The following is a 13,475-nucleotide window of genomic DNA, read 5'->3' as shown; positions in this document are numbered from 1 at the left end:
CATGAAATTCAGTGAACTTTGGTTACGTGAATGGGTAAACCCAGCCATTAGCAGTGAAGCATTATCTGAACAAATCACGATGGCCGGTTTGGAAGTTGATGGTGTTGAACCGGTGGCAGGGCAATTCACAGGTGTGGTTGTTGGTGAAGTGGTTGAGTGTGGCCAACACCCAAATGCGGACAAATTACGTGTCACAAAAGTCAATGTGGGTGGTGAGCGTCTACTCGATATCGTGTGTGGTGCCCCAAACTGCCGTCAAGGTTTGAAGGTCGCAGTTGCAACGGTAGGTGCCGTGTTGCCTGGTGATTTCAAAATCAAAGCAGCAAAATTGCGTGGTGAGCCTTCAGAAGGGATGCTTTGCTCATTCTCTGAGCTCGGTATTTCTGATGATCATAGTGGTATCATAGAATTGCCACTTGATGCGCCAATTGGTACTGATTTGCGTGATTATTTGAAATTTGATGACCGTGTTATTGAAATTAGCATTACACCGAACCGAGCGGATTGTTTAAGTATTCTCGGTGTTGCTCGTGATGTTGCGGTGATTAATAAGCATGAGCTGATCGAACCGCAAATTAACGCAGTGAAAGCAACCACTTCAGAGACATTCCCAATCCGTGTTGAAGCACCAGAAGCTTGTCCTCGTTTTCTTGGTCGTGTCATCAAAAATATTGATGTGTCCGCACCAACTCCGATGTGGATGAAAGAAAAATTACGTCGTGGTGGTGTCCGTTCAATTGATGCGGTTGTTGATATTACCAATTATGTACTACTCGAATTAGGTCAACCTCAGCATGCTTATGATCTTGACCGCTTAAACGGCGCTATCGTCGTTCGTATGGCGAAGCAGGATGAGAAGCTAGTCTTGCTAGATGGTAGTGAAGCGACACTGAAAACGGATACATTAGTCATTGCCGATGAGCAAAAAGCACTTGGTATCGCGGGTATTTTTGGTGGTGAACATTCTGGTGTTAACAGTGAAACGAAAAATATTCTTTTAGAATGTGCATTTTTCAATCCACTATCTATTACGGGTCGTGCGCGTAATTATGGTTTGCACACGGATGCGTCTCATCGTTTTGAGCGTGGTGTTGATCCTGAATTGCAATTCAAAGCAATTGAGCGTGCGACACAATTAATTTTAGATATCTGTGGTGGGGAAGTCGGTGAAATTATCGATGCGACCCATGCAGAATATTTACCAAAAGCGGCAAATATTACGTTAACACGCAATAAACTCGATCGATTGATTGGTTATGTTATTGCCGATGATGTCGTGACCGATATTTTGACGCGATTAGGTTGCCAAGTTGCGGTGTCTGAAGGCCGTTGGGATGTTGTTGCACCTAGCTGGCGTTTCGATATGCAGATTGAAGAAGATTTGGTCGAAGAAGTTGCACGGGTATATGGGTATAACAATATTCCTGATGTACCGTTACGTGCCGATCTTGTCATGACCGAACACAAAGAGGCAAAATTGCCACTTAAGCGTATCAAAGCGCTGTTGGTTGACCGTGGCTTCCAAGAGGCGATTACTTATAGTTTTGTCGACCCTAAAGTACAAGCCTTGCTTCACCCTGAACAAGAAGCGTTAGTGTTACCAAACCCAATTTCAGCGGATATGTCAGCGATGCGTTTGTCGCTGTTAACCGGACTTTTGACAACCGTCGTCTATAATCAAAATCGTCAGCAAAATAGAATTCGATTATTTGAAACAGGCCTACGCTTTATCCCTGATAATCAAGCAGAATATCAAATACGCCAAGAAACCATGCTGGCGGGCGTGATCGCGGGAAATCGATTCGAAGAACATTGGTCATTAGATAAGCAAGTTGTGGACTTCTTTGATTTAAAAGGTGATCTCGAAGCTGTTTTAGAATTGACTGGCAAACTGAATCAAATTACATTTAAACCTGAGGCACATCCAGCGTTGCATCCTGGACAAAGTGCTGGGATTTATCTGGAAAATGAACATATTGGTATCATTGGTGTTGTTCATCCTGAGTTAGAACGTAAACTTGATTTAAATGGTCGTACAGTGATTTTTGAGGTTCGCTGTGATGCGATAACAGAACGTGTAATCCCTGATGCAAAGGCGATTTCACGCTATCCATCGAACCGCCGTGATATCGCTGTTGTTGTGCCAGAAGACGTTGCCGCCGCAGATGTTCTGGCAGAGTGTAAAAAAGTTGGCATAAATCATATAGTTGGCATAAACTTGTTTGATGTGTATTGTGGTGAAGGGATAGCAGATGGTTACAAGAGTCTGGCTATCAGTCTCATCTTCCAAGATACCGCTCGTACCATGGAAGAAGAAGAGATAACCGCGACCGTTGATATGTGTGTTGCTGCGTTAAAACAGCGATTCCAAGCCTCCTTGAGGGACTAAACCTATGGCGCTTACTAAAGCTGAAATGTCAGAAAATTTGTTCGAAAAACTGGGTGTTAGCAAACGTGATGCTAAAGACCTTGTGGAAACTTTCTTTGAAGAGGTCCGCCTTTCCTTAGAAAATGGTGAGCAAGTAAAATTATCTGGATTCGGTAACTTTGATTTACGTGATAAAAATCAACGTCCCGGACGTAACCCAAAAACTGGGGAAGATATTCCAATTACTGCACGCCGTGTTGTTACTTTCCGCCCTGGCCAAAAATTGAAAAGCCGTGTGGAAAAAGCAACACCGAAAGAGTAATTGCAAACTTGCAGTGCTAATAAAAGACCGCCTAGGCGGTCTTTTGTTTTTTTAATAGCAAAGCATTATCTCAATAAATTTTATCTATCTATATTGAGGCAGAAGAGGACTTTCAGACGGTCAGTTAAAAAATCGTTAGAGGTTATTGAGAATGGATAACACGAATGTATTTATCGATATTTTAAATAGCTACCAATGGTATCGGTAGCTATAGATTTAAAGGTGCAAAAATTTATATTCAGACGTCTATCTATGCAATAATGCGCTAAAATAATGAATCGGTAATTGTGCAAGTTCTATTTGTTTGAGTTGATCAAGCGGATTTCCCGTTGTTTTAGAATAATCGGTTCTATCGAGAGTCGGGGCAAAGGCAATCGATAAATTTTCTGGGGTCATCTGGTGTTTTTCTGCATGACGGCCAATTTCGATCAGCAGAGGTACTGCTATTTGTAATATCAATGGCTGTTTTTTTAGTGGTGGCAGTGAGTCTGCAATTTTTGTATCAGAAACGGCTAAAATATGATTTTCGCTTGTTGCTAATGTTGGTTTTGTTTCAATAAAACGTTTAACGGTGGCTTTGTTTACGACGGCATCATGATATTTTGTGAAGAGAGTCGATAATGTTTTTCGTTCACTCGATGAGCCATCTAACACGTTGCCAACTAATTTTTTATATGCTGATGTTAGATCAGATACTTCAATATTATTTTGTTGAATAAAAAAGGAATCAATAGATTTATTACTAGCGAGATGCTGCAATATTATTTCAACTCTCTGTTTGTTGCCTGAGATTCGAAAGGGTCCTGTTTCATGTAAGTAATTTGGATGAGATAAAATAGCCGTACCAATCTCATTAATTTGTTGGTATTTAAGGCGATCTTCATAAGCGATACCAATATATTCATTGATAGCGCATACATTCTGTTTTTCAATCCGTTTTGCTGTTTGTTGCTGTGTTATTCTTGATTCCATCTCTTGTAATTCATCAAATGTTTTATAATGCGAAGGTGGCAACAAAGATTCTTGCTCCTGTATATCTAATCGTTTGATACTTATTGGCTCAATAGATTTATTTTTTTGTTCTATTAACTCATGCTGATATTGAGCAGGAATGCCAAAGTAATTTTTACAACAATTAATGATCTTGCGAATAGAAGCCAGAAAGCCTTTCTGCTCATGATGAAAGACGGATTCAATCAACGATACGGGGTTATTTATTGGAGTGTTTGAAGTTTTTATAGCCATATAATACCTTATTTAATAATGATCTTAGAACTAAGCTGGAGCATAAAATCGTTGCTTTGGTTTTGCTTTCATAAAAAGCTATAATCCTTTAATCCATTGGAAAAATCAGATAATTTTTAAATGAATCAATCGGTTGAATACTTACAGGCCAAACAGCGTAAAACAGACTGCCGACGTATTGCTGTACTAGGGCTATTGCTGATAGTGATCGCACTATTTTCTCTTTGTGCGGGGGAAGTGTGGTTATGGCCTCATCAATGGCGTGAAGAGGCAGCGCAATTATTTGTTTGGCAAATTCGTTTTCCTCGCTTATTGGCTGTTATTACGATTGGTGCATCTTTGGCGGTGACGGGGGCTATTATGCAAGCCCTATTTGAAAACCCATTGGCGGAACCAGGGCTATTGGGTATCAGTAATGGGGCGGGGGTAGCAGTCGTATTGACCGTCTTATTATCCCATGGCATCACTCAGTATGGGTTAATCAGTGTTGGTGCCATTATTGGTGCATTATTATTAACCTTACTATTATCTTTTTTCGCACGTGTAAAACATTTTAATAATAGTAGCTTGTTGCTTGTAGGGGTTGCCCTTGGCGTAATATGCGGTGCCATCATGACATGGATGGTTTACATGAGTAGTAACTTGGATTTGCGTCAGCTACTTTATTGGATGATGGGCAGTTTTAGCGGTATCGATTGGCGTCAATTTGGATTAATTGTGGCATGTGCTCCTTTTTTGTTATGGGCTATTTGCCAAGGTAATACACTTAATTATTTGTCCCTCGGTTCGTTACAAGCTTATCAACTTGGTTTTTCTCATCATCGTTGGCGCCTTGTATTAATTATAGTAACGGGGGTTTTAATTGGATTGAGTGTTGCTATTGCAGGGGCTATCAGTTTTGTCGGTTTGGTGATCCCACATGTTTTACGTTTAATTGGCTTGACGGATAATCGCACATTATTACCAGGATGTGCTATTGCGGGGGCAGGCGGGTTATTATTAGCCGATATTTTGTCCCGCATATTAATTGCTAATGCCGAAGTGCCAATTGGCGTGATAACGGCAACCTTAGGAGCCCCTATTTTTATTTGGCTTTTAGCGCGTAATAACCAATGGCGATAAATATGAGCATGAATGAACAACCTACCATTGAGCTAATTCAATTTTCAATAGACCATCGACTTATCAATATTAATGAATCCGTATTTCCGGGTGAGCAAATCCATATACTCGGCGCAAATGGGGCTGGTAAAAGTACGCTGTTGAATGGGATGAGCGGTTTTTTGAATTTTACAGGTCAGTTAAATATCAATGGTAGGGCACTTAAAGAGTATCGAACTCAAGATCTACGTCAACAGCGAGCCTATTTTCCTCAGCAAGTTGCGACACAGCCTATTTTAAAGGTGTTTCAATATTTAACCCTTTTCCATTCGTCAACGGATTATCAAATTGCACTGTTTGAGGAACTATGCCGAGATTTTCAGTTAACATCGTTGCTCATGAAACCTATTGCACAACTTTCAGGTGGTGAGTGGCAGCGAGTACGTATTATTGCAACTTTTTTGCAAGTTTGGGAGCGTCAAGATTTAAGTGGAAAATTTATCCTATTTGATGAGCCAACGAACAATTTGGATATTATTCAACAATCCAGATTCGATAAATGGGCGAAATATTTTTGTGATTGCCAAGGAACGGTTATAATGAGTGGTCATAACCTTAGCCACTCTTATCAACATGCCAACCGAATTTGGATGTTAAAAGAAGGTAAAATTATTTTTTCAGGTAAACCTGAGCAAGTTATGACTGAGGTTAATTTATCTGAGATATTTGCAAGTAAAATAAGTTTAATCACAAATAATGATGCCAAAAGTTGGCGAGTAATTAGTTTTGACGATGAGTAGAAAAATTGTTTTAATCGTCTGTTTGGTTATGCTTTATGTAATAATAAATGTTTTCAGGTGTTGATGTTCGGTTAAAGTAACTTTGACTAGAATACTCTCTTCTTAATAAAAAAATTAGGCTGCAAACTATATGAGCAATTTCCTTCCGTTTTCAAAACCGGCAATCGGTGACGAAGAGGTTAAGGCAGTAGAGAAAGTTCTGCGTTCGGGGTGGATCACTACGGGTCCTCAGAACCACCAGTTAGAGCAAGATTTTTGTGAGCGTTATGGTTGCAAGCATGCCATAGCATTAGCTTCAGCCACTGCGGGTATGCACGTTGTGTTAATGGCATTGGGGATTGGTCCCGGCGATGAAGTTATCACGCCTTCACAAACGTGGGTATCCACCCTCAATATGATTGAGTTACTAGGTGCGACACCGGTTATGATCGATGTCGACCGTGATACACTAATGGTGCAACCTGACGCGGTAGAAAAAGCGCTCACTGCGAAAACGAAAGCGATAATTCCTGTGCATTATGCAGGTGCTCCTTGTGATCTCGACGCTTTACGCGCTATTGCGCAAAAAGCGGGGGTTCCATTAATTGAAGATGCTGCCCATGCGGTCGGCACCCGTTATAAAGAGGAATGGGTTGGTCAACACGGCACGGCCATTTTTTCTTTCCATGCCATTAAAAATGTCACCTGTGCAGAAGGTGGTCTTGTTGTTACTGATGACGACGAGCTGGCGCAACGTGTTCGTACATTGAAATTCCATGGACTTGGTGTTGACGCTTTTGATAGACAAATGCAAGGACGAAAACCACAAGCCGAAGTGGTTGAACCCGGTCTAAAATATAATTTATCTGATATTCATGCTGCGATAGCTGTTGTTCAGTTGTCCCGTGTTGAAGAGATGAATCAACGACGCGCACAATTGGTGGCACGTTACCGTGAAGCGCTGAAAAATTCGCCATTGCAAATGCTTTCAGTTCCTGAATACCCGCATTTACACGCCAATCACTTATTTATGGTGCGTGTTGATAAAAATGTCTGTGGTATTGATAGAGATAGCTTTATGGAAAAATTGAAAGCGTATGATATCGGTACAGGTTTGCATTTCCGTGCAGCACATACACAGAAATATTACCGTGAGAAATATCCGCAACTCTCACTTGTAGAGTCAGAATGGAACACCGCGACGCTTTGTTCTCTGCCTCTCTTCCCTGATATGTCTGATGCAGATGTTGACCGGGTTGTTAAAGCGATAAATGAAATCCTTTTGGAGTCAAAATAGTGTCATTTGTAGATGAATTTGAAGAGATCAAAAAGGTCTCTGTTGTAATCCCTGTTTATAATGAAGAGCAAAGTCTTCCTCAGTTACTTGAGCGTACAATTAAATCATGTAAACAACTTACGCAAGATTATGAGTTAATTTTAGTTGATGATGGCAGTAGCGACCGTTCAGCTAAAATGTTAACTGAGGCGGCAGAAAATCCTGATAACCACGTTATCGCGATTATTTTGAATCGTAATTATGGGCAGCACTCTGCAATTATGGCTGGTTTTAATCAGGCAGATGGTGATTTAGTTATCACTCTGGATGCAGATTTGCAAAACCCTCCAGAAGAGATCCCACGTTTAGTCCAAACTGCGGCTCAAGGTTATGATGTAGTTGGTACGCGCCGAGCAAATCGTCAGGATTCTTGGTTCCGTAAAACCGCATCTAAAATGATTAATGCGATGATCACGAAAGCAACTGGCCGCTCAATGGGCGATTACGGTTGTATGTTACGCGCTTATCGTCGTCACATTATTGATGCGATGTTGCAATGCCATGAAAGAAGCACATTTATTCCAATTTTAGCAAATACGTTTGCGCGTAGAACCATTGAAATTGATGTCGCTCATGCTGAACGTGAGTTTGGTGATTCAAAATACAGCTTTATGAAGCTGATTAATTTAATGTATGACCTACTGACTTGTTTAACAACGGCGCCTCTACGTTTGTTAAGTGTCGTTGGTAGTATTATTGCAGTCGGTGGTTTCTTGCTAGCAGTGTTGTTAATTGTATTACGTCTACTCTTCGGTGCAACTTGGGCTGCCGACGGCGTATTCACACTGTTCGCCATACTGTTTATGTTTATCGGTGCACAATTTGTCGCGATGGGCTTACTAGGTGAGTATATCGGCAGAATTTATAATGATGTGCGCGCGAGACCCCGTTATTTTATTCAAAAAGTCGTCGGTGCTAGTGATAAGACTGACAAAAATCAGGAAGAAAACTAATGAAAGCTATTGTTTTTGCCTATCATGATATTGGCTGTGTAGGGCTGAAAGCGCTTAAAAAAGCAGGTTTCGACATTCAGGCAGTCTTTACTCACACTGATGATCCTAACGAAAACCACTTTTTCTCTTCAGTAGCGCGTGTCAGCGCAGACATGGAACTTCCTGTTTACGCGCCAGAAAACGTGAACCATCCACTGTGGATTGAACGTATTCGTGAATTAAAACCAGATGTGATTTTCTCATTCTATTATCGTGATATGTTGAGTGAAGAACTGTTGGCTCTCGCTCCTAAGGGGGCATTTAACCTACATGGTTCTTTATTACCTAAATACCGTGGCCGTGCACCTATTAACTGGGCGCTATTGAACGGTGAGAAAGAAACTGGCGTCACGTTACATAAAATGGTTGCGAAAGCGGATGCTGGTGACATTATTGCGCAAGAAAAAGTCGCGATTACTGACACAGATACCGCATTGACTTTACATGCCAAAGTTCGTGAAGCTGCTGAAGTTTTGTTAGACAAAACATTACCATTAATTGAAGCGGGCAGCTATAAAGCGATCGCTCAAGATGAGAGCCAAGCAACCTATTTTGGTCGTCGTACTGCGCAAGATGGTTTGATCGATTGGAATCGTTCTGCAAAAGAGATTGATTGCTTAGTTCGTGCAGTGACTGAACCATATCCAGGAGCATTCACCTATTTAGGTGAGCGTAAAATGGTTATTTGGCGTGCCCGTGTATTAGATGACAATCAAGGTAAACGTGCGGGAACGGTACTCTCAAGCGATCCTCTGCGTATCGCTTGTGGTGAAGGTGCGATTGAAGTCGTTAGCGGACAAGGCGATTCCGGCTTATATATGCAAGGAAACCGTCTGGCGAACGAAATGGGCATCGTCACCGATGTTCGTGTAGGACCAAAGCCAACCGCTCAAATCAAGCGTCGTAAGCGTGTTCTGATTCTTGGTGTTAACGGGTTTATCGGTAACCATTTAACTGAGCGTCTATTGCAAGATGATAATTATGATATTTACGGTATGGATATCAGTTCATCGGCGATTGATCGTTTCATTGGTAACCCACGTTTCCACTTTATTGAAGGCGATGTCAGCATTCATACTGAATGGATCGAATATCACATCAAAAAATGTGATGTCATTTTGCCGTTGGTGGCCATTGCAACGCCAATTGAATACACGCGTAACCCACTGCGTGTCTTTGAATTAGACTTTGAAGAAAACCTGAAAGTTGTGCGTTACTGTGTGAAATATAACAAGCGTATTATCTTCCCATCGACCTCTGAAGTTTATGGTATGTGTGATGATAAAGAGTTTGATGAGGACGAATCACGCTTGATTGTTGGCCCAATCAACAAACAACGTTGGATCTATTCCGTGTCTAAACAATTGTTAGACCGAGTGATTTGGGCATACGGTGCGAAAGAAGGCTTGAAGTTTACACTATTCCGTCCATTTAACTGGATGGGACCACGTTTAGATAGCTTGAATTCGGCTCGTATCGGTAGTTCACGCGCTATCACGCAACTTATTTTGAACTTAGTTGAAGGTTCGCCAATCAAGTTGGTGGATGGTGGTGAACAAAAACGCTGCTTTACTGATATTAAAGATGGTATTGAAGCGCTGTTCCGTATCATTGAAAACAAAGATGGTAAATGTGACGGTCAGATTATCAATATCGGTAACCCAACGAACGAAGCGAGCATTCGTCAGTTAGCGGAAATGTTGCTTGAAAGCTTTGAAAATCACCCATTACGTGGCCACTTCCCTCCGTTTGCGGGCTTCCGTGAAATTGAAAGTAGCAGCTACTATGGTAAAGGTTATCAAGACGTTGAGCATCGTAAACCAAGTATTGAAAATGCGCGTCGCCTGCTAGAGTGGGTGCCAACCATTGACATGAAAGATACCATTGAAGAAACGCTGGATTTCTTCTTGCAAGGTGCAGTGGAAGAATTAGGTAAGAACTAATGAAAAAAGTTGGCTTGAGAATTGATGTGGATACCTATCGAGGCACATTAGAAGGTGTACCACAGCTACTCAAAGTGCTTAAACAGCATAATATTCAGGCCAGCTTTTTCTTCAGTGTAGGACCCGATAATATGGGGCGCCATTTATGGCGCCTTTTGCGTCCTAAATTCCTGTGGAAAATGCTAAGGTCGAATGCAGCTTCTTTATATGGACTCGATATTTTACTTGCGGGTACGGCGTGGCCCGGCAAAAAAATAGCTAAAGATTTAGGCTATTTAATGAAACAAACCTTAGATGAAGGCCATGAGGTTGGATTACATGCTTGGGATCATCAAGGTTGGCAAGCTAAAGTCGCCAAATGGAGCGATGCTCAATTGACTGAGCAAGTTAAATTGGGGGTCGATGCATTGCAGCAAGCGATTGGGCAACCAGTGACCTGTTCGGCTGTTGCAGGGTGGCGAGGCGATGAGCGTGTCTTGGACGTTAAACAAAAATTTGGGTTTCACTACAACAGTGACTGTCGTGGTAAATACCCATTTCGACCTGTTTTACGAGATGGTTCAATAGGTACAGTGCAAATTCCTGTCACATTACCCACTTATGATGAAGTTGTTGGGACTGTTGTGAGTGATGAGGATTTTAATGATTTTATCCTACAGGCCATTAAAGATGATCTAGGTGTGCCTGTTTACACCATTCATACCGAAGTTGAAGGGATGTCGAAATCACAACAATTTTCACAATTATTGGAACGAATTGCCCAAGAAGAAATCCAATTCTGTACATTGAGTGATTTACTGCCAGAAGACATAAACACACTGCCTAAAGGAAAAGTGGTTCGTGCACCATTCCCAGGGCGTGAGGGCTGGCTTGGCTACCAAGAAGAGGGATAGTATAAGCATGTTGAATAACCGAGCGAGCAAAGTAGGAGCCTCTCTGCTGGCTCTTTTTTTTATCTTAACTTATTTGCTACCGTTAAATAGCCGTTTACTTTGGCAACCAGACGAAACACGATACGCAGAAATTAGCCGTGAAATGCTGCAACGCGGTGATTGGATCGTGCCGTATATGCTGGATATACGCTATTTTGAAAAGCCTGTTGCGGGCTATTGGATTAACAATATCAGCCAAATGATCTTTGGTGATACTAACTTTGCGGTTCGTTTTGGTTCAGTATTCTGTATCTTGCTCAGTGCGCTACTGATTTATCGCATGGCAAAAATGATGTGGCGTAACAATCATGTAGCTTATGTTGCCAGCTTCATCTATGTGTCTATGTTTCTCGTATTTGCCGTAGGAACATACAGTGTACTCGACCCGATGTTATCATTGTGGATTGCGGCAAGTATGTACTGTTGCCTATGGGCGATGAAGGCGAGAGGGATAAAAGAAAAACTAGGCGCTTGGATATGCCTTGGTTTAGCGTGTGGGATGGCCTTTATGACAAAAGGCTTCTTAGCATTAGCGATTCCTGTGATTGTGATGTTACCGATTACCCTTTATCAAAAACGCTTCTTAGAGATGGTGAAGTATGGGCCATTGGCGATTATTTCCGCAGTAATCATTAGCTTACCTTGGGCACTATCTATCGCCAAGCAAGAGCCTGATTATTGGAATTACTTCTTTTGGATAGAACATATTAAGCGTTTTACCGCTGATGATGCTCAGCATATCGCCCCATTTTGGTATTACATTCCTATTATCCTGTTAGGAAGTATCCCTTGGGCCGGTCTGCTACCAGGCTCGCTAATTAAAGGTTGGAAAGAGCGTAAATCCAATCCAGATATGTTTTTCTTGTTTTGTTGGTTTATTGTGCCAGTTATTTTCTTCAGTATCTCGCGCGGTAAGCTTCCTACGTATATGTTGCCATTTATGGCTCCGCTCGCATTACTTATGGCCAAATATGGTGTGGATTGTGTGCGTAGCGGTAAAATGAAAGCTTTAAAAGCCAATGGGATCATCAATGTTGCAATTGGTGTTCTAGCAGTGATCGCAATTATTGTGGCGGGAACGGTGATTAAGCGTCCTTTGTATGAAGCGGATGAGTGGTCGAAAATGGTGCTTGGTATCGTTGCTTTCTCCATTTGGGGCATCATTGGTTACCTATGTACCGTGTTAAATGCGAAGTATTGGTTATGGGCTGCATCTTGTTCACTCGCAGTAAGCTTATGTATCGGTAGTGCTCTGCCAAACAACACCATTAATTCAAAGTTGCCACAAAGTTTTATTCATAAGCATCATGATTTATTAATGGATAGCAAATACTTAATGGCAAGTAACGTTGGTATTGCGGCTGGACTGGCTTGGGAAACTAAAAACTCAAATATTTACTTGTATAATAGCAGTGGTGAATTGACTTACGGCCTAGAGTATCCAGACAGTCAACATCGTTTGGTGAAACCGGATCAATTTGCAGCTTGGCTAGCAAAAGCGCGTCAAGAAGGTCAAGTAACGGTCGTCTTCTTACTCGGCCGTAAAGAGGGATTACCTGACATTCCTAAACCTGATGAAGTCATTAGTAATTCGCGTATTGCGATAGTGGTATATCACAAACAATGATTGCACAATTATTCCTATTGCTTTTCGTCAGCGTACTAACGTGTCTTGGGCAAATTGCACAAAAACAAGCCGTTGTCTGTTGGCAAGGTGATAAACATAATAAAACAGCAGCGGCCATTCGTTGGCTGCTGCTAGCAGTATTGATGCTTGGGTTAGGTATGTTGTTTTGGTTAAAACTACTGGAAAGCATGCCACTCAGTATTGCTTACCCTATGCTCAGTATTAATTTTGTGTTAGTTACCTTAATTGGCCAATTTGTTTACCATGAACCTACAGGTCTTAATCATTGGTTAGGGGTAGCGGCAATTATGTTTGGTATTTTCTTGATGAGTATAAGTGGATGAATAAAGGCTATTTTTGGGTAATAGGTAGCGCACTATTAGTCACGATTGCACAATTAAGCTTAAAAGCTGGCGTTGTGGGATTGCCTTCATTTACTTTAGGCTGGCATTGGTTGCAACTCGAATGGTTAATCACCAATGTGGTTAATCTGAGTATTGTATGCGTTGGTTTAGTTTGTTATGCCTTATCGATGCTGTGTTGGCTATTGGCATTAAAATCAATTCCACTTAATAAAGCCTATCCATTGATTAGCTTAAGCTATGTTTTTGTTTATCTATTAGCCGTTATTTTGCCTTGGTATAATGAGCCTGCGACATGGCTAAAAGCAGGGGGAATTGCTTTTATTATTCTGGGCGTCTGGTTGATTAGTCGACCTGTGAAAGCAAAGTCTCAATAATAGAATGAGGTAGTTTAAACTTCTGATTATTTATTTTTCATCTTTCAGCGGCTATGATAATAAATTAAACATGTCACTGATTTATTCACAG

At 41.4% G+C, this 13,475-nt stretch carries 12 protein-coding genes; 11 read left to right on the top strand and 1 reads right to left on the bottom strand.

Annotated elements, in window-relative coordinates:
- Position 1 precedes the first annotated feature (1 nt).
- Together pheT and ihfA are read left to right on the top strand one after the other, a co-directional pair.
- The gene (gene pheT, locus M1F03_RS11350; RefSeq protein ID WP_154623357.1) at positions 2-2,389 is read left to right on the top strand and encodes a phenylalanine--tRNA ligase subunit beta; all 2,388 of its coding nucleotides are present in this window, start codon (positions 2-4) and stop codon (positions 2,387-2,389) included.
- Between the two features lie 4 nt (positions 2,390-2,393).
- Positions 2,394-2,690, top strand: a complete 297-nt coding sequence (gene ihfA / locus M1F03_RS11345) for an integration host factor subunit alpha (RefSeq protein ID WP_004263721.1) — start codon at positions 2,394-2,396, stop codon at positions 2,688-2,690.
- A gap of 246 nt (positions 2,691-2,936) precedes the next feature.
- Here the strand turns inward: ihfA and M1F03_RS11340 are convergent, their stop codons facing one another.
- Positions 2,937-3,935 (bottom strand): RhoGAP domain-containing protein, encoded by a 999-nt coding sequence (locus M1F03_RS11340; RefSeq protein WP_251464345.1) that lies wholly within the window; start codon positions 3,933-3,935, stop codon positions 2,937-2,939.
- Positions 3,936-4,055: 120 nt separating this feature from the next.
- On the opposite strand from M1F03_RS11340, the gene btuC reads away from it, so the two are divergent.
- The 9 genes from btuC (at position 4,056) to arnF (ending at position 13,384) form a co-directional block, all read left to right on the top strand.
- Positions 4,056-5,057, top strand: coding sequence for a vitamin B12 ABC transporter permease BtuC (btuC, locus tag M1F03_RS11335; protein ID WP_196713014.1), 1,002 nt, complete (start codon positions 4,056-4,058; stop codon positions 5,055-5,057).
- A 2-nt stretch (positions 5,058-5,059) separates the two neighbouring features.
- Entirely contained in the window at positions 5,060-5,836 is a 777-nt protein-coding gene (locus tag M1F03_RS11330; protein ID WP_251464343.1) for an ATP-binding cassette domain-containing protein, read from the top strand.
- 130 nt (positions 5,837-5,966) lie between these two features.
- On the top strand, positions 5,967-7,112 hold the full coding sequence (arnB, locus tag M1F03_RS11325; protein ID WP_154623360.1) for a UDP-4-amino-4-deoxy-L-arabinose aminotransferase: 1,146 nt from the start codon (positions 5,967-5,969) through the stop codon (positions 7,110-7,112).
- A complete protein-coding gene (gene arnC / locus M1F03_RS11320; protein ID WP_163862047.1) occupies positions 7,112-8,104 on the top strand; it encodes an undecaprenyl-phosphate 4-deoxy-4-formamido-L-arabinose transferase in 993 nt (330 codons plus the stop codon). Before arnB ends, arnC begins: the two co-directional genes overlap by 1 nt.
- A complete protein-coding gene (gene arnA / locus M1F03_RS11315) occupies positions 8,104-10,086 on the top strand; it encodes a bifunctional UDP-4-amino-4-deoxy-L-arabinose formyltransferase/UDP-glucuronic acid oxidase ArnA (RefSeq protein ID WP_154623361.1) in 1,983 nt (660 codons plus the stop codon). Before arnC ends, arnA begins: the two co-directional genes overlap by 1 nt.
- Complete coding sequence (gene arnD / locus M1F03_RS11310) at positions 10,086-10,979, top strand: 4-deoxy-4-formamido-L-arabinose-phosphoundecaprenol deformylase (RefSeq protein WP_251464341.1); 894 nt, start codon at positions 10,086-10,088, stop codon at positions 10,977-10,979. Before arnA ends, arnD begins: the two co-directional genes overlap by 1 nt.
- A gap of 7 nt (positions 10,980-10,986) precedes the next feature.
- Positions 10,987-12,645: a lipid IV(A) 4-amino-4-deoxy-L-arabinosyltransferase gene (gene arnT / locus M1F03_RS11305; protein ID WP_163862041.1), complete on the top strand. Its 1,659-nt coding sequence runs from the start codon at positions 10,987-10,989 to the stop codon at positions 12,643-12,645.
- The gene (arnE, locus tag M1F03_RS11300) at positions 12,642-12,989 is read left to right on the top strand and encodes a 4-amino-4-deoxy-L-arabinose-phosphoundecaprenol flippase subunit ArnE (RefSeq protein WP_154623364.1); all 348 of its coding nucleotides are present in this window, start codon (positions 12,642-12,644) and stop codon (positions 12,987-12,989) included. The genes arnT and arnE overlap by 4 nt, the downstream gene beginning before the upstream one ends.
- On the top strand, positions 12,986-13,384 hold the full coding sequence (arnF, locus tag M1F03_RS11295; protein ID WP_154623365.1) for a 4-amino-4-deoxy-L-arabinose-phosphoundecaprenol flippase subunit ArnF: 399 nt from the start codon (positions 12,986-12,988) through the stop codon (positions 13,382-13,384). The genes arnE and arnF overlap by 4 nt, the downstream gene beginning before the upstream one ends.
- Positions 13,385-13,475 lie beyond the last annotated feature (91 nt).

The organism is Providencia sp. PROV080 (genome assembly GCF_033688105.1).
In the GTDB taxonomy this organism is placed as follows: Bacteria; Pseudomonadota; Gammaproteobacteria; order Enterobacterales; family Enterobacteriaceae; genus Providencia; species Providencia zhejiangensis.
Note: the sequence above shows the minus strand (reverse complement) of the source record. Positions and strands in the feature narration are given on the sequence as shown.

Excerpts from the sequence above, each read along its gene's own strand:
- arnD (WP_251464341.1), top strand. The coding sequence starts at position 10,086 with ATGAAAAAAGTTGGCTTGAGAATTGATGTGGATACCTATCGAGGCACA.
- M1F03_RS11330 (WP_251464343.1), top strand. The coding sequence starts at position 5,060 with ATGAGCATGAATGAACAACCTACCATTGAGCTAATTCAATTTTCAATA.
- arnE (WP_154623364.1), top strand. The coding sequence starts at position 12,642 with ATGATTGCACAATTATTCCTATTGCTTTTCGTCAGCGTACTAACGTGT.
- M1F03_RS11340 (WP_251464345.1), bottom strand. The coding sequence starts at position 3,935 with ATGGCTATAAAAACTTCAAACACTCCAATAAATAACCCCGTATCGTTG.
- arnB (WP_154623360.1), top strand. The coding sequence starts at position 5,967 with ATGAGCAATTTCCTTCCGTTTTCAAAACCGGCAATCGGTGACGAAGAG.
- arnT (WP_163862041.1), top strand. The coding sequence starts at position 10,987 with ATGTTGAATAACCGAGCGAGCAAAGTAGGAGCCTCTCTGCTGGCTCTT.
- pheT (WP_154623357.1), top strand. The coding sequence starts at position 2 with ATGAAATTCAGTGAACTTTGGTTACGTGAATGGGTAAACCCAGCCATT.
- arnF (WP_154623365.1), top strand. The coding sequence starts at position 12,986 with ATGAATAAAGGCTATTTTTGGGTAATAGGTAGCGCACTATTAGTCACG.
- ihfA (WP_004263721.1), top strand. The coding sequence starts at position 2,394 with ATGGCGCTTACTAAAGCTGAAATGTCAGAAAATTTGTTCGAAAAACTG.
- arnA (WP_154623361.1), top strand. The coding sequence starts at position 8,104 with ATGAAAGCTATTGTTTTTGCCTATCATGATATTGGCTGTGTAGGGCTG.
- btuC (WP_196713014.1), top strand. The coding sequence starts at position 4,056 with ATGAATCAATCGGTTGAATACTTACAGGCCAAACAGCGTAAAACAGAC.